This is a genomic window from Flavonifractor sp. An10 (assembly GCF_002161215.1).
Classification (GTDB): Bacteria; Bacillota; Clostridia; order Oscillospirales; family Oscillospiraceae; genus Flavonifractor; species Flavonifractor avistercoris.
In genome coordinates this window covers 202,815-218,463 of sequence record NZ_NFMB01000003.1, presented here as the reverse complement: position 1 = coordinate 218,463, position 15,649 = coordinate 202,815, and the positions used below count along the sequence as shown (strand labels likewise).

Sequence of the window (15,649 nt, the reverse complement as noted above, 5' to 3'; positions counted from 1 at the left end):
GACCATCATACCACGGGATTTCCAGTTGTCAAGGGGGTTTCTGAAAAAAATATCGGAATACTAAAAAATTTTTAGGTTTACGCCAAAAAGACTGTTTTCTCAGGGAGTGCGGGCCGCCGCAGAGGGCGGCCCGCGCCGTCATTTTTTATAAAAGGTGTGCTCCATGGGCAGGGAGGTGCGCAGCACGTGATCCCGGGCGTAGTAGGCCCCCTGGGCCGCCGGGGCGGTGGGGATGGTGGCGATCTCTCCGATGCCCTTGGCCCCGTAGGCGAAGGGGAGCAGCTCCTCCTTCTCCACATAAATGGCGTGGATGTGGGGGATCTGGTCGGCCCGCATGAGGCCCAGGGTGCCGAACCTGGCCTGGGGCACGCAGTCCTTCAGGGGGAAGTCCTCGGTGAGGGCGTAGCCCAGGCCCATGAGCACGCCCCCCTCGATCTGCCCCTGGATGGAGGTGGGGTTGACCACCTTGCCCGAGTCGTGGGCGGCCCACACCTCTTTGACGCGGCCGTCATCGTCCAGGATCACCACATGGGTGGCGAAGCCGTAGGCCACATGGCTCTTGGGGTTGGGCTTGTCGGAGCCCAGCTTGTCGGTGGGGTCGAAGAACTCGGCAGAATACTCCAGGCCCTCCAGGGCGGACAGATCCCCGTCGGCGCCGTCCAGATCCGCCTTCAGCTCGGCGGCGGCCATGCGCACCGCCTCGCCGGTGATCAGGGTCTGGCGGGAGCCGGAGGTGGTGCCCGAGTCGGGGGCCACCTCGGAGTTGGCCCCCATGTTCACCAGCTTCTCCCGGGGCAGGCCGGTGGCCTGGGCCAGGATCTGGAGGAACACGGTGGCGCAGCCCTGGCCGATGTCGGAGGCGGCGGCGTACAGCTCCACCTTCCCGTCCCGCACCGCCAGCCTGGCCCGCCCCTTGTCGGGCAGGCCCACGCCCACGCCGGAGTTCTTCATGGCGCAGGCGATGCCGGCGTGGCCGGCGTTGCGCTCATACACGTCCTTCACCGCCAGCAGGGTCTCCTTCAGGGCGGTGGAGGGGTCGGCGATCTGGCCGTTGGGGAGCACCTTCCCCGGCTCGATGGCGTTGCGGAAGCGGATCTCCCAGGGGGATATGCCCACCTTCTCGGCCAGCAGGTTGATGTTGGACTCCAGGGCGAACTCGCTCTGGCACACGCCGAAGCCCCGGAAGGCGCCGGCGGGGGGGTTGTTGGTGTAGTAGCCGTAGCCACGGATATCGGTGTTCTGGTAGCAGTAGGGGCCCACCGAGTGGGTGCAGGCCCGCTCCAGCACCGGGCCGCACAGGGAGGCATAGGCCCCAGTGTCGAAGTAGATCTCGCAGTCCAGGCCGGTGAAGATGCCGTTCTCGTCGCAGCCCAGGGTGAAGGTGCCCTCCATGTAGTGGCGCTTGGGGTGGAAGTTGATGGACTCCTGCCGGGTTAGCTTCGCCTTCACCGGGCGGTTGACCTTGAGGGCGGCCAGCACCGCCAGGTGCTGCACCGACACGTCCTCCTTGCCGCCGAAGCCGCCGCCCACCAGCTTGTTCTCCACCACGATGCGCTCAGGCTCCCACCCCAACATGATGGAGATCTCCTTGCGGGTGTCGTACACGCCCTGGTCGGAGGTGTACACCTTCACGCCGTCCTTGTAGGGGAAGGCCACGGCGCACTCCGGCTCCAGGAAGGCGTGCTCGGTGAAGGGGGTGCGGTAGGACTGGGTGACCACGTACTTGGAGCCCGCCAGGGCGGTCTTGGCGTCCCCCCGGGTCACATGGCGCTGCTGGCACAGGTTGCCGTTGGGGTGGAGCCTGGGGGCGTCGGGAGCCATGGCGTCCTGGATGGTGCGCACCGGCTCCAGGGGCTCGTAGTCGATCCTCACCAGGGCCTTGGCCTGCTTCAGGATCTCCTCCGTCTCCGCCACCACCAGGCAGATGGCGTCCCCCACACAGCGGGTGACGTCCCCCTTGGCGATCATCACGTCCCAGTCCTGCTGGATGTGGCCCACCTTGTTGTGGGGCACGTCCTCGGCGGTGAGGACGGCCAGCACCCCCGGCAGGGCCAGGGCCGCGCCGGCGTCGATGTCCAGCACCCTGGCCCGGGGGTACTGGGAGCGGACGGCGGAGGCGTACACCATGCCGTCCAGGTACAGATCGTCGCAGTACTCCCCGGTGCCCAGCACCTTGCCCCGCACGTCGGCCCGGAAGGCCCGGTCGCCCACGCCGAAGGCCGCACCCTCCTCCAGGGCCGGGTCGATGTGCTGCTCCCCCCGGAGGATGGCCCCGGCCAGGGCGATGCCCTCGATGATCTTCTTGTAGCCGGTGCACCGGCAGACATTGCCCCGGATGGCCTTCTTGATCTCCGCCTCGGTGGGGTTGGGGTTGACGTCCAGCAGGGCCTTGCCGGAGAGCACCATGCCGGGGATGCAGAAGCCGCACTGCACCGCCCCCACCGCCCCGAAGGCGTAGACAAAGGCCTCCTGCTCCTCCGGGGACAGGCCCTCCACCGTAAGGATGGACTTGCCCGCCGCCTTTTTGGTGGTGAGGATGCAGGCGCGGACGGCCCTGCCGTCCACCAGGATGGTGCAGGTGCCGCAGGCCCCCTCGCTGCACCCGTCCTTGACGGAGGTGAGGCGCAGCTCGTCCCGCAGGTAGCGGAGCAGCGGCTCCTCCTTGTGGGTGGTGCGGGAAACGCCGTTGACGGTAAAGGTATAGCTCTCGCTCATGTCGGGTTCCTCTTTTCCAGCGTTACATTCCGGCGGCGCGCCGGGAGCCCCGGCGGTTTGCCGGGGCTCCATGGCCGCGCTCAGGCCAGCAGATAGGAGTAGTTGTCGTACACCGCACAGATCAGGCGGCGGATGGGGTCGTACAGGCCGCAGGCGGGGTCGGACACGTCGTAGTCCGCCACGCTCCCGCCCAGGCGCACCCGGGTCTTGCCGCCCTCCAGGGGCAGGAAGCCCTCGTTCTCGCTGTTCCCGAAGTCCTCCTGGCTCCAGAACAGGGTGAACTTGTGCTGATAGGGTCGGCTGTCATAGGGGCAGAAGGTGGCGCAGTTGCCGCACTCGTTGCACATGCCGTCCACGTGGATGATCTGCCGCTGCCGCATGCCGGGCACCCACACGGCTACGTTGGCCCGGTTGGGGCACACCTCGGTGCAGGTCTCGCACACCGTGGCGCAGCCCAGGCAGCGGATGTCGCCGCAGCTGGCGCAGTCGGTACACACGTCACCCCGCTTGGCCAGAGGCTTCTGGTAGTCGGGGTTCACGTTCTTGTCCACATCCGCCTCCGCGTCAAAGGCGCGGATGGCCTGGACGGCCTTGGTGGCGCCGGCGATGGCCTCCACTACCGTGCCGGGGCCCTTCTGGCCGTCGCCCACCACAAAGACGTGCCTGATGGAGGACTCCAGGGTGTCGGGATTGACCACGGCGCGGCCCCGGTTGTCCACAGCCAGGCCGTTTTCGGTGTAAAACTTGGTGTCCACATGCTCACCTACGGCGGTGATCACCGTATCGGCAGGCACGTCCACCGTCCTGCCGGTGTCCACGGGGGAGCGGCGGCCGGAGGCGTCGGGCGCGCCCAGCTCCATCACCTTGCAGGTGAGCACGCCGTCTCTCACGCCCACGGGGGCCAGCAGCTCCCGGAACTCCACGCCGTCGGCCAGGGCCAGCTCCAGCTCCTCCTGATCGGCGGGCATATAGCGCTTGGTGCGGCGGTACACCAGGGAGACAGTCTCCACGCCGGGGAGGCGCTTGGCGGCCCGGGCGGCGTCCATGGCGGTGTTGCCGCCGCCGATGACCACCACGTGCCTGCCCAGGTGCAGGGTGTCGGGGGCCTTCTTGGCCGCCTCCAGGAACTCGATGACGTTGGTCTCCTGGCCGTACTCCAGGCCGGCGCTGCCCTTCTGCCACGCGCCGGTGGCCAGGATCACGTGGGAGTATCCCAGGGTGAACAGGTTGTGGACGTCCTTCACCTCGGTGTTGAGGTTCACCCGCACGCCCATGGCCTTGAGCAGCTTCTCATCGTTGTCGATGGCCTGGCCGCTGATGCGGAATTCTGGGATCACGTGGCGGACGATGCCGCCCAAGGCGTCCTTCCGCTCAAAAACGGTGACGTCCACCCCGGCGCGGCCCAGGAAGAAGGCGGCCGCCATGCCGGCGGGGCCGCCGCCCACCACGGCCACCTTCCGGCCGGGCAGGGGGGAGCCGGGGCGCAGCTTGGGCAGCAGCTGGTCAAAGCCGCCCTCCGCGGCCTTCAGCTTCTGCTGCCGGATGTACACGCTCTCGTCGTAGGCGTTGCGCATGCACTTGTCCTGGCAGCGGTGGGAGCAGATGGTGCCGGTGATGAAGGGCAGGGGGTTGCGGCGGAGGATGACCTCCAGGGCCTCCTCATACTTGCCGGCGTTGACCCGCATCAGGTAGGCGGGGATGTCCTGGTGGATGGGGCAGCCGTCCCGGCAGGGGGCGGTGAAGCAGTCGATGAGGGGCACCTTCTGCTCCAGCTTGCGGCTGGGGATGGGCTTCATGGGCTTGCGATAGTGCCCGTCGGCGGGGATGGACTCCACCAGGGCGGCGGCCCTGGCCGGATCCACGCCGATCCAGGGGGTGTAGTCGATGTCCGCCAGGGCGCCGGCAATCTGGTGGAACCGCTGATAGCCGCCGGGCTTGAGGATGGTGGTGGCCATGGTGATGGGCCAGATGCCCGCGTCGTACAGCTTCCGCACCGAGTGGATGTCCGCGCCGCCGGAGTAGGAGATGCGCAGCTTGCCCTTGAACTCGCGGGCCAGCCGGGCGGCCAGGGCCAGGGATAGGGGGTAGAGGGAGCGGCCGGACATGTACATCTCCTGGCTGGGCAGCTCCCCGGCCTTCACGTCCACCGGGAAGGTGTTGGTGATCTTCACGCCGAACTCCAGCCCCCGCTCCCCGGTGAGCTTCATCAGCCGGTGGAACATGGGCACCGCGTCCTCCCACTGGAGATCCTCCAGGAAGTGGTGGTCGTCAAAGGCGATGTAGTCGTAGCCCAGGCCGTCCAGGGTCTTGCGGGCGAACTCGTAGCCCAGCAGGGTGGGGTTGCACTTGACGTAGGTGTTCAGGCTCTTCTCGGTGATCAGATAGGTGGCGATGCGCTCGATCTCGTCGGGGGGGCAGCCGTGGAGGGTGGACTCGGTGATGGAGTTGGAAACATGGGGGGTGATGGCCTTCACATAGGCCTCGTCCACCTTCTCAAATTTGTCCAGGTTGGCCAGGGCCCAGTCCATGCACGCCTGCCACACCTCGGTGTTAGAGGCGTCCTTCATCCCCTCGATGTAGGCGTCCACCTTGGGGCTCTGGATGCCCTTGAGGTCGTAGCCCACGCTCATGTTGAACACGAAGCCGTCGGGGTCGCCCAGCTCCAGCTCCCTGGCCAGCAGCTTGCAGGCAAACCACGCCTTCACATACTCGGCGAACGCCTGAGGCACGGTGAGTTCGGTAGACCACTCGCAGTTGTAGCACTCGTCGGCGGCGGTGATGCAGGGCTTGCTGACGCACTTGGACAGCTCCTCGCCGTCCATGATCTGCACGGTCTTGACCTCGAAGAACCGGCTGCCAGCGGCGTAGGCGGCCACGATGTTCTGGGCCAGCTGGGTGTGGGGGCCGGCGGCGGGGCCGAAGGGGGTCTCGATCTTTTCGTCAAAGATGGGCAGGGCCTTCCCGTCCCCCCGGTGGGTCAGCTTGGACACGCCGAAGATGGACTGGGTGGTGCGGTACTCGCCCAGAATCCAGTTCATCAGGTGGGCAAAGGGCATGGGTCTCATAATATCGCTCATGGTGAAACCTCCATATATCATCAAATGGTGTGACGGGTTGGGGAAGCGGGCTCCCGGAACGCACTCCGTGGGGCGCGACGACCCGGCGCGCCGTCCGCTGTTCAATAGGTTCTGTGGTTCAGTTCACCCCACAGCTTTTTGGATTGTTCCATGCAGAAAGCGTTGATTTTGCCCCGCCCGGCGGGCCGGGCGGGAACCCCCAAGAGATTTTATCTGCTCGGGGCGAGTGAATCGCCCCGGCATCAAGGTTTTGCCTGTGGCAAAACGCTTGGTGAGGACAAAATCAATGCCTGACCATGTTTAGTAGGTTCTGTGGTTCAGTTCACCCCACAGCTTTTTGGATTGCTCCATGCAGAAGGCATTGATTTTGTCCTCGTCGATATCCACGAACTCCCGATCCTTGTAGAGCACCCTGCCGTTGATGATGGTGGTGCGGCAGTTCTTGCCCATCATGCCGAAGAGCATGTGGCCGTCGATGTTGTCGGCGGAGAAGGGGGTGAAGGGCTTGTAGTCCATGACGATCACGTCGGCGGCGGCGCCGGGCTTGAGGACGCCCAGGGGCTTTTGGAAGTACCGGGCGCAGATCTTTGCGTTGTTCTGGAAGAGCATGCCGGTGGCCTCGCACCAGCCCACGTTGGGCTGGCAGGTGTTGTGCCGCTGCATGGGCAGGAGCACCTTCAGGCTCTCCAGCATGTCGTGGGTGTAGGCGTCGGTACCCAGGCCGATGAGGATGCCCTTCTGATACATCTGGAGCACCGGGGCGCAGCCCACCGCGTTGCCCATGTTGGACTCCGGATTGTGGCACACCATGGTGTTTGTCTCCCTGACGATGTCCATCTCGGCGGGGGAGAGGTGGATGCAGTGGCCCAGCATGGTCTTCTCCCCCAGGATGCCGTTGTAGAGCAGCCGGTTCACCGGGCGGCAGCCGTAGTTGCGCAGGGAGTCGTACACGTCGTTCATGCCCTCGGCCACGTGGATGTGGAAGCCGGTCATGCCGTCGTTGGCCTTGACCATCTCCTCAAAGGTCTTGTCGGAGATGGTGAACAGGGCGTGGCCGCCGAACATGGCCTTGATCATGTCGTCGTCCTGCTCTTTGGCCCAGCGGGCGAAGTCGGCGTTCTCCCGGATGGCCTGGCGGCACTTCTCCTCGCCGTCCCGCTCGCTGACCTCGTAGCACAGGTTGGCCCGGATGCCCAGCTCCTGACACACATCCTTGATGGCAAACAGGGAGCCGGGGATCTCACAGAAGGAGGCGTGGTGGTCGAAGATGGTGGTGACGCCGTCCCGGATGCAGTCCAGCACGGTGGCGTAGGCGCTGGCCCGGGTGCCGTCCAGGGTCAGGTGCCGGTCGATGTACCACCACTGGCCGTCCAGCACCTCAAAGAAGTTGGTGGGGTTGAAGCCGTCGATGGACAGCCCCCGGGCCAGGCCGGAGTAGATGTGGGTGTGGACGTTGATCAGGCCGGGCATGATCACGCCCCCCCTGGCGTCCACAAACTCCGCGCCGGGGTATTTGGCCTTCAGCTCGGCCAGGGAGCCCACCTCCCTGACCGCCTCGCCGTCCAGCAGCACCGCCCCGTCCTCCAGATAGGGGAGCGCCTCGTCCCGGGTGATGACCTTTCCGTTGCCGACCAGCAGCATGACAATTCCTCCTTTTTTGATTACAAAAAACAAAGTGCCCATTCTCTGGAATGGACACCTCCGGCGGCCGGCATCGCTGCCCCTCCGCCGAATCCATGTCCATTCAGCCCGTGCGCGAAGCACTCCGTTGCAGCTCAACCAATGATCAACTTGTTTTTTGTATACTGTGTACAGATTTATCCGCTTTCTTTCTGTATCATATCACAAGAACGCACAACTTGCAAGAGATTTTGTTGGAAAAACTAAAAAATTTTTAGCTTACATAATTTTTCTTGCAAAATTTCGCCTTCGTGATACAATAGTAGCACCAAAACCCAGAGGAAAGAGGTGGAGCACATGCCCGACGCGTCCACACTGCAATTTCTGTTCCAGCTGGCCCGCGGGATCGCCGGCCAGTTCGGCCCCAACTGTGAGGTGGTGGTTCACGACCTGGCCTCCAACGATCCGGAGAGCTCCATTGTGGCCATCGAGAACGGCCACGTCACCGGCCGCAAGGTGGGGGACGGCCCCTCCCACGTGGTGCTGGAGGCCCTGCGGGGCGACCCGGCCCAGCTGAAGGATCACCTGTGCTATCTGACCCGTACCAGGGACGGGAAGATCCTCAAGTCCACCACCCTCTACATCCGGGGGGACGACGGGGTGCCCATCGGCATCTTCGGCATCAACTACGACATCACCCTGATGATGGCCATGGAGAACCAGCTCAAGCAGTTCACCGCCACCGAGCAGGAGAGCAAGGAGCCGGAGGCCATCTCCCGCAACGTGTCCGACCTGCTGGACGAGCTCATTGAGCAGAGCGTCAAGCTGGTGGGCAAGCCGGTGGCCCTGATGAACAAGGAGGACAAGGTGAAGGCCATCCAGTTCCTCAACGAGACCGGGGCCTTCCTCATCACCAAGAGCGGCGACAAGGTGTGCAAGTACTTCGGCATCTCCAAGTACACCCTGTACAGCTACATCGACGAGGCAAAGGAGTAGACCAAAAGAGCCCGGCCGCCTGCGCGGCCGGGCCCGTTTTTACGCCTTGTCTTCCCTCTCCCTGGGGAGGATCAGGTTGAGCAGGATGGCCGCCAGGGTGGAGACCACCACGGAGGAGGAGCCGAACACGGTGCTGACCCACTCCGGGAAGCCCGCGCCGGACAGGCAGCCGGACACCTGGGTGATGCCCACGCCCAGGGCCACGGCCAGGCCCACCACCGCGCTCTTGCGGGGGGTGAAGCCCCCCTCGGTGATCATGCGGATGCCGGTCATGGTGATGGTGGCGAACACGGAGATGGTGGCGCCGCCGATGACGCACTGGGGGATGGTGGTGAGCAGGGAGGCGAATTTGGGCATGAGCCCCGCCACCAGCAGGATCACTGCCGCCAGGGCGAACACCGCCCGGTTGATGACCTTGTTGACGGTGACGATGCCCACATTCTGACTGTAGGTGGCGGCGGGCAGGCCGCCGAAGAAGGCCCCCAGGATGCTCATGATCCCCTGGCCGATGATGCCGCCGGACAGCTCCCTGTCGGTGGGCATCCGATCCATGCCGCCCATGGTGGTGGAGGACAGATCGCCGATGGTCTGCACCGCGTTGACCACGTACACGATGCCCAGGGACACGCAGGCGGCGGGGACGAACTTGATCTCAAAGGGCATGAACTCGGGCAGGGCAAACCAGGCCGAGCCGCCCACGCCGGACAGATCCACCATGCCCAGGCAGAGGGACAGAAGGTAGCCCGCGATCATGCCGATGAGGATGGAGGCCAGCTTGAGGATGCCCTTGGTGAAGTTGTTGAGGAACACCACCACCGCCAGGGTGACCAGGGCCACCAGCCAGCTCTTGGGCGTGCCGAACCACTCGCTTCCGCTGCCGCCGGCCATGTAGCGCACGGCGGTGGGGTAGAGGGACAGGCCGATGGTGAAGATCACCGTGCCCGTCACCAGGGGCGGGAACAGGGGGCGGATCCACTTGACGAACAGGCCGAACACGATGGCCACCACACCGCCCACAATCTCCGCCCCCAGGATGGTGGGCAGGCCGAACTGGCCGCCAATGGCCTGAAGGGTGGGGATGTAGGCAAAGCTGATGCCCATGACCACGGGCAGCCCGGCGCCGATGCGCCGGAAGAGGGGGAAGAGCTGGAGCAGGGTGGCCAGGGCGGTGAGGAGCAGCGACACCTGGATCATGAGGGTGCGGTCGCTGCCGGTGATGCCGCACACGTCGGCGATGAGCATGGCGGGGGTGATGATCCCCACCACGGCGGCCACCACATGCTGGAGACCCAGGGGGACGAGCTGACCGGGCTGGGGAATCCCCTGCCACTGAAAGACGACGTCGGTCTGGCCGGTGGGCTTGGTGTTCATTCCCGTTACCTCACAAAAAGTTTTTAGCACTAATATATTTTCTGCTAACCAAACTATAAACCTTTTGGGCAGGGGATGCAAGGGAAAAAGCGAAACCGGGCGGAAAAAAACCGAGCCGTTTTTTGTGCAGAACAGACAAAGGCCGCGGAGAAGACTCCGCGGCCTTTGCATGGTTTATGGGGGAAATTACTTGACGGCGATGGCCTCGATCTCGCACAGGGCGCCCTTGGGCAGATCCTTCACGGCGAAGCAGGAGCGGGCGGGCTTGGAGGTGAAGAACTTGCCGTACACCTCGTTGAAGGCGGCGAAATCGGCAATGTCGGCCAGGAAGCAGGTGGTCTTGACCACCTTGTCCAGGCCGGAGCCGGCGGCCTCCAGAATGGCGCCCACGTTCTTGCAGCTCCACTCGGCCTGGGCGGCGATGCCCTCGGGGATGGTGCCGTCGGCGGGGTTCACCGGCAGCTGGCCGGAGGTGAAGATCAGGCCGTTGACCTCATAGGCCTGGGAGTAGGGGCCGATGGCGCCGGGGGCATTCTTGGTATCAATCACGTTCATGGGAAATTCCTCCTGTTTCTATGGTATGGTGCGCTCGCCCCTCTGCGGGGCGGGGTTGGCAGAGACCATTATAAAGCATCTAAAAAATAAATCAAGACCAGACGGAAAAAATCCTGTCCAAAACCTGACGGAAAGCCTTCACAAAAGTGTAAGGGGGCATTTAGCTTTTTTTAAGATCTCTCTGGTATGATTTTCCCAACCAAGATGAGGAGGTCGTACCATGGAGACAATTTTAGCGGTGGAGCATCTCCGCCGGGACTATGGCAGGCGGGGCAGCGTCACCCGGGCGGTGGATGACGTGAGCTTCACGGTGGCAAAGGGGGAGTTTGTGGGCGTCATGGGCGCGTCGGGCAGCGGCAAGAGCACCCTGCTCAACTGCGTGGCTACCATCGACACCCCCACGGCGGGGCATATCCGGGTGGAGGGCCGGGACGTGACCGCCATGAAAGCCCGGGAGCTGACCCGCTTCCGCCGGGAGCGGCTGGGCTTTGTGTTCCAGGACTGCAACCTGCTGGATACCCTCACCGCCTTTGAGAACATCGCCCTGGCCCTCACCATCCGCAAGACCCCGCCGGGGGAGATTGAGGGCCGGGTGCGGGAGACGGCGGAGCTGCTGGGCCTGGCGGACTGCCTGAACCAGTACCCCTACCAGCTCTCCGGCGGCCAGCGGCAGCGGACGGCGGCGGCCCGGGCCATCATCACCGACCCGGCCCTGGTGCTGGCCGACGAGCCCACCGGCGCCCTGGACTCCAAGTCGGCCAAGCTGCTGCTGGATCGGTTCGAGGTGCTCAACCGGCAGCGGGCGGCCACCATCCTCATGGTGACCCACGACGCCTTCACCGCCAGCTACTGCCACCGCATCCTCTTCCTCCAGGACGGGGCCATCTTCTCACAGCTGGAGCGGGGGAGCAGGAGCCGGCGGGACTTTTTCCGGGAGATCATCGGCGTGGTGACCGCGCTGGGAGGTGACCAGAGCGATGTTCTCTAAGCTGGCCGCCAAAAACGTGGGCCGCAGCGTGAAGGACTACGGGGTGTGGTTCCTCACCATCGTGTTCGCCGTGTGCCTGTTCTATGTGTTCAACGCCCTGGAGACCCAGGCGGTGTTCCAGTACCTGGGCAGCGGGCCCACCGCCCCCACCGCCCAGGCCATCCGGGAGCTGGTGGGCATGCTCTCCGTCTTTGTGTGGGTGGTGCTGGCCTTTTTGATCCTCTACGCCTCCGGCTTCCTCATCCGCCGGCGGAAGAAGGAGCTGGGCACCTACCTGCTGCTGGGCATGGGGCGGGGCCAGGTGGCCCGGCTCCTGCTGCTGGAGACGGCGGGCATGGGCCTGCTGGCCCTGCTGGTGGGCCTGGGGCTGGGGGTGCTGGCGGCCTGGGGCCTGTCCGCCTTCACCGCCGGGCTGTTCGCCGTGCCCATGACCATGTTCACCTTCTCCGTCTCCCTGCCCTCCCTGGGCAAGACCGCCCTGGCCTTCGCCGCCATCTTCCTGCTGGTGATGGCCTACCACGCCTTCGCCGTCTCCCGGTGCAGGCTCATCGACCTGATGCAGGCCCAGCGGGTGAACCAGGAGCTGAAAAGCCAGAGCCTGGGGTTGTCGGTGGCTCTCTTCCTGGCCGGGGCGGCTCTGCTTGCCATCGCCTACGCCATGCTCCTCACCCGGGGCATCCTGCGGGTGGACGCCCTGTTCTGGGTGATGATCGGCCTGGGCAGTTTGGGCACCCTGCTGTTCTTCCGCTCCCTGTCCGGCTTCCTGCTGCGGGTGTGCCGGAGCCGGAAGAAGCTCTACTATAAAAACCTCAACATGTTCGTCCTGCGGCAGTTCAACGCCCGCATCAACACCACCTACCGCTCCATGACGGTGATCTGCCTCATGCTGCTGCTGGCCGTCGGCATCACCGCCAGCGCGGTGGGCCTGAACAACACGGTGGAGCAGATGGCGGCGGAGGAGCTCCCCCAGGACGCCAATCTGGTGTTCTACCCCGACGGGGAGGAGCCGGCAGACCTCCCCGCCCTGCTGGCGGAGGGGGGCTTTGATCCGGAGACGGAGTGTTCCTTCTCCCTCGCCTTCCCGGTGCTCCGCTCTGACGCGGGGCAGGCCATTACCCAGTCGGTCTATGACGCCTTTGCCGGCCGCTGGGGCCAGGAGGCGGCGGACTCCTTCCTGACGCGGGAGGGCCTGAACGTCCTGGCCGACGGCGAGGCCCAGGGGGCCTATGTCAACTACTGGTACTTCCTGGCCGACTACGCCGGGGACAAAAATGCGGCGGAGACGCGGTTCCAGGAGGCGGTATCCACCCTGGGCGAGCTGGGTTCCTACAGCTGCACCACCCGGCTGGAGACCTGGATGGAGCTGCTGGGCACCAAGGTGCTGGTGGTGTTCATGGGGCTGTACCTGGGGGTGGTGTTCCTGCTGGCCTCGGCGGCGGTGCTGGCTCTCCAGCAGCTCACCCAGGCCGCAGACAACGCCCCCCGCTACCGGATTCTGGCCCAGCTGGGCGCGCCGGAGAACATGCGGGCCCGGTCGGTGGACATCCAGGTGTTCCTCTCCTTTTTCCTCCCCCTGGCCCTGGCGCTGGTGCATACGGCGGTGGGCATGACGGCGGTGAACCAGGTGATCGCCGAGGTGGGCAGGGTGGACGCCGCCGCCTCCAGCGCCGTGGCGGCCCTCCTCCTGCTGGTGGTGTACGGCGGGTACTTCCTGGCTACCTGCCGGGCCAGCCGGAGACTGGCCCGGGGCGGCTGAAAATTGCAAAAAGCCCTTGAAATCGGCGCGGGAATGTGCTATCATGTAATTCACGTTTGAGAAACGCGCGGATTTGCCGCACCCAAAATAGCACAAACTGCCCCGACGGGGCCGAAAGGACGATGTATTGTGAACATTCCCATGCTGGTTCTGAGCATTATTGTGGTGGCCGCCGCCCTCTTCCTGATCGCCGTGGTGCTGCTGCAGTCCGGCAAGAGCGCGGGCCTGTCCGGCGCCATCGCCGGTGTGGCCGACACCTTCATGGCCAAGAACAAGGCCAAGAGCTGGGACGCCAAGCTGGCCAAGCTGACCAAGTGGGTGGCCATCGGCTTTGTGGTGCTGACCTTTGTGATGTGCCTGCTGTAACCCGAAACACAAAAGCGCCCTTCCGGCCGGAAGGGCGCTTTTTGTATGCCCGGACGCTTTTTTGTGGTACAATAGGGAAAACAGACAGACTGCGGAAAGGATGCTTCATATGAGAGACAAGCAGGCCGGTGAGATCACCGGCATCTATCAGGCCACCAGCCGGGGCTTCGGCTTTGTGACGCCGGAGGACGGAAAGAGCCGGGAGGACGACTGGTTCATCCCGCCCCGCTCCGACGGGGGCGCGTGGCACGGCGACCAGGTGCGCATACAGCCCCTGGAGGAGGAGGGGGAGGGCCGCCGCCGCTCCGCCCGGGTGTCCGCCGTCACCGGGCGGGCCAACAAGACGGTCACCGGCATTCTGTCCAGACACAACCGGGAGCTGTGGCTCCAGCCGGACAATGACAAGCTGCCCGGCCCCATCCAGGTGCTCACCAAGCGCCGCAATGTCCGGGCGGGGGATCGGGCCGCCGTAGCCATGACCAGCTTCGGCAGCGCCAAGCTGCCCCCCATGGGCACCCTGCGGGAGGTGTTCGGCCCCGCCGGGGAGCGGGAGAGCGCCGTGGCCGCCATCCTCTACCAGAACGACATCAGCCGGGACTTCCCCGACGCGGTGCTGGCCGAGGCCATGGCCGCCCCCCAGGCGGTGGAGGAAGCCGCCAAGGCCGGGCGGCTGGATCTCCGGGACAAGACCATCATCACCATCGACGGGGCCTCCTCCAAGGATCTGGACGACGCGGTGAGCCTGGAGAAGGACGGCCGGGGCCGCTGGGTGCTGGGGGTGCACATCGCCGACGTGAGCCACTACGTCACCCAGGGCTCCGCCCTGGATCTGGAGGCATGGGAGCGGGGCACGTCGGTGTACTTTGCCGACCAGGTGGTGCCCATGCTGCCAAAGGAGCTGTCCAACGGCATCTGCTCCCTCAACCCCCGGGCAGACCGGCTGGCCCTGTCCTGCATCATGACCCTGACGCCGGAGGGGGAGGTGGTGGAGCACACCATCGCCAAGAGCGTGATCCGCACCACCGAACGCATGACCTACGAGGACTGCAACGTGCTGCTCTCCCACGGCGACCCGGCGTTGGCGGAGCGGTATCAGGACATCCTGCCCATGCTGGAGGACATGGCCGCCCTGTCCAAGGTGCTGGAGGGCCGCCGCCGGCGGCGGGGCGCCCTGGAGCTGGACACCAAGGAGAGCTATGTGATCTGCGACGACACCGGCGCGCCGGTGGACGTGGCGGTGCACAGCCAGGGGGTCAGCGAGGCCCTGATCGAGTCCTTCATGCTCGCCGCCAACGAGTGCGTGGCAGAGCACCTGAACAAGCTGGACAAGCCCTGCGTCTACCGGGTGCACGAGAAACCCTCCCCCGACAAGGCCGAGGCCCTGCGCACCATGGTGGCCCCCCTGGGGTACGATCTGAAGGAGGCCGACGGCCCCTCCCTCCAGAAGCTGCTGGACGCTTCCAGGGGCAAGCCGGAGGAGGCCGCCGTGTCCATGATGGTGCTCCGCGCCCTGATGAAAGCCCGGTACGACGGGGAGAACCTGGGCCACTTCGGCCTGGGGGCCAAGTACTACTGCCACTTCACCTCCCCCATCCGCCGCTATCCGGATCTCATGGTTCACCGCATCCTCACCGCCCTGCTGGACGGGAAGCTGACCGGCCAGCGGGAGAAGAAGCTGGCTGCCGCGGTGCAGAAGGCGGCGGTGCAGTCCTCCCAGCGGGAGATCGCCGCCCAGACCGCCGAGCGGGAGATCGAAAAGCGGTACATGGCGGAGTTCATGCACGGCCATCTGGGGGAGACCTTTGCCGGCGTGGTGTCGGGGGTCACCCGCTTCGGCCTGTTCGTCATGCTGCCCAGCGGGGTGGAGGGTCTGCTCCCCGTGGAGGCCCTGCCCGGCCAGGGCTGGCAGTACGACGAGAGCCGCCTCACCCTGGTGAGCGAGGGGGGCGGCGCCTCCTACACCTTCGGCGCTCCCCTGGAGGTGGTATGCGCCGCCGCCGACCCCACCACGGGGCAGATCGACTTCACCCTCCCCGGCGTGGATCCGCTCCCCCGGGCCGCCCGCAGGGAGAAAAGGGAGGAGGCCCCCAGACCGCCCCGGCGGGAGAAGCACCGGGGCAACCGCCGGGCCATGCACGTGCCCAAAGGGCGGAAAGGACGGAAAAAGCGATGACAAAACGGAATCTTCTGGCGGGCCTATTGCTG

General features: G+C 65.3%; 10 protein-coding genes. 5 read left to right on the top strand and 5 right to left on the bottom strand.

The features are described from left to right. Window positions 1-138: 138 nt before the first annotated feature. The 3 genes from xdh to ssnA all read right to left on the bottom strand — a co-directional run bounded on the left by xdh (window position 139) and on the right by ssnA (window position 7,433). Window positions 139-2,715: a selenium-dependent xanthine dehydrogenase gene (gene xdh / locus B5E42_RS06375; RefSeq protein ID WP_087237810.1), complete on the bottom strand. Its 2,577-nt coding sequence runs from the start codon at window positions 2,713-2,715 to the stop codon at window positions 139-141. 80 nt (window positions 2,716-2,795) lie between these two features. Then, complete coding sequence (gene ygfK, locus B5E42_RS06370; RefSeq protein WP_087237808.1) at window positions 2,796-5,792, bottom strand: putative selenate reductase subunit YgfK; 2,997 nt, start codon at window positions 5,790-5,792, stop codon at window positions 2,796-2,798. A 300-nt stretch (window positions 5,793-6,092) separates the two neighbouring features. Beyond that, on the bottom strand, window positions 6,093-7,433 hold the full coding sequence (gene ssnA / locus B5E42_RS06365) for a putative aminohydrolase SsnA (protein WP_087237806.1): 1,341 nt from the start codon (window positions 7,431-7,433) through the stop codon (window positions 6,093-6,095). A 336-nt stretch (window positions 7,434-7,769) separates the two neighbouring features. Here ssnA and B5E42_RS06360 point away from each other — a divergent pair, with 336 nt between their 5' ends. Further along, on the top strand, window positions 7,770-8,408 hold the full coding sequence (locus B5E42_RS06360; protein WP_087237804.1) for a helix-turn-helix transcriptional regulator: 639 nt from the start codon (window positions 7,770-7,772) through the stop codon (window positions 8,406-8,408). Between the two features lie 39 nt (window positions 8,409-8,447). On the opposite strand, the gene B5E42_RS06355 is transcribed toward B5E42_RS06360, so the two are convergent. Together B5E42_RS06355 and B5E42_RS06350 are read right to left on the bottom strand one after the other, a co-directional pair. Continuing rightward, window positions 8,448-9,779: a solute carrier family 23 protein gene (locus tag B5E42_RS06355; protein WP_087237802.1), complete on the bottom strand. Its 1,332-nt coding sequence runs from the start codon at window positions 9,777-9,779 to the stop codon at window positions 8,448-8,450. 186 nt (window positions 9,780-9,965) lie between these two features. Continuing rightward, the gene (locus B5E42_RS06350) at window positions 9,966-10,334 is read right to left on the bottom strand and encodes a RidA family protein (RefSeq protein WP_087237800.1); all 369 of its coding nucleotides are present in this window, start codon (window positions 10,332-10,334) and stop codon (window positions 9,966-9,968) included. Between the two features lie 220 nt (window positions 10,335-10,554). On the opposite strand from B5E42_RS06350, the gene B5E42_RS06345 reads away from it, so the two are divergent. The 4 genes from B5E42_RS06345 (at window position 10,555) to rnr (ending at window position 15,617) form a co-directional block, all read left to right on the top strand. Beyond that, window positions 10,555-11,322: an ABC transporter ATP-binding protein gene (locus tag B5E42_RS06345; protein WP_087237798.1), complete on the top strand. Its 768-nt coding sequence runs from the start codon at window positions 10,555-10,557 to the stop codon at window positions 11,320-11,322. After that, the gene (locus tag B5E42_RS06340) at window positions 11,312-13,078 is read left to right on the top strand and encodes an FtsX-like permease family protein (protein ID WP_087237796.1); all 1,767 of its coding nucleotides are present in this window, start codon (window positions 11,312-11,314) and stop codon (window positions 13,076-13,078) included. Before B5E42_RS06345 ends, B5E42_RS06340 begins: the two co-directional genes overlap by 11 nt. Window positions 13,079-13,207: 129 nt before the next feature. After that, window positions 13,208-13,444 carry a preprotein translocase subunit SecG gene (gene secG, locus B5E42_RS06335; RefSeq protein ID WP_343214179.1) on the top strand — a complete coding sequence of 79 codons (237 nt, stop codon included), beginning with the start codon at window positions 13,208-13,210 and terminating at the stop codon, window positions 13,442-13,444. Between the two features lie 100 nt (window positions 13,445-13,544). Next, window positions 13,545-15,617 carry a ribonuclease R gene (gene rnr / locus B5E42_RS06330; RefSeq protein ID WP_255396990.1) on the top strand — a complete coding sequence of 691 codons (2,073 nt, stop codon included), beginning with the start codon at window positions 13,545-13,547 and terminating at the stop codon, window positions 15,615-15,617. Window positions 15,618-15,649: the final 32 nt, after the last annotated feature.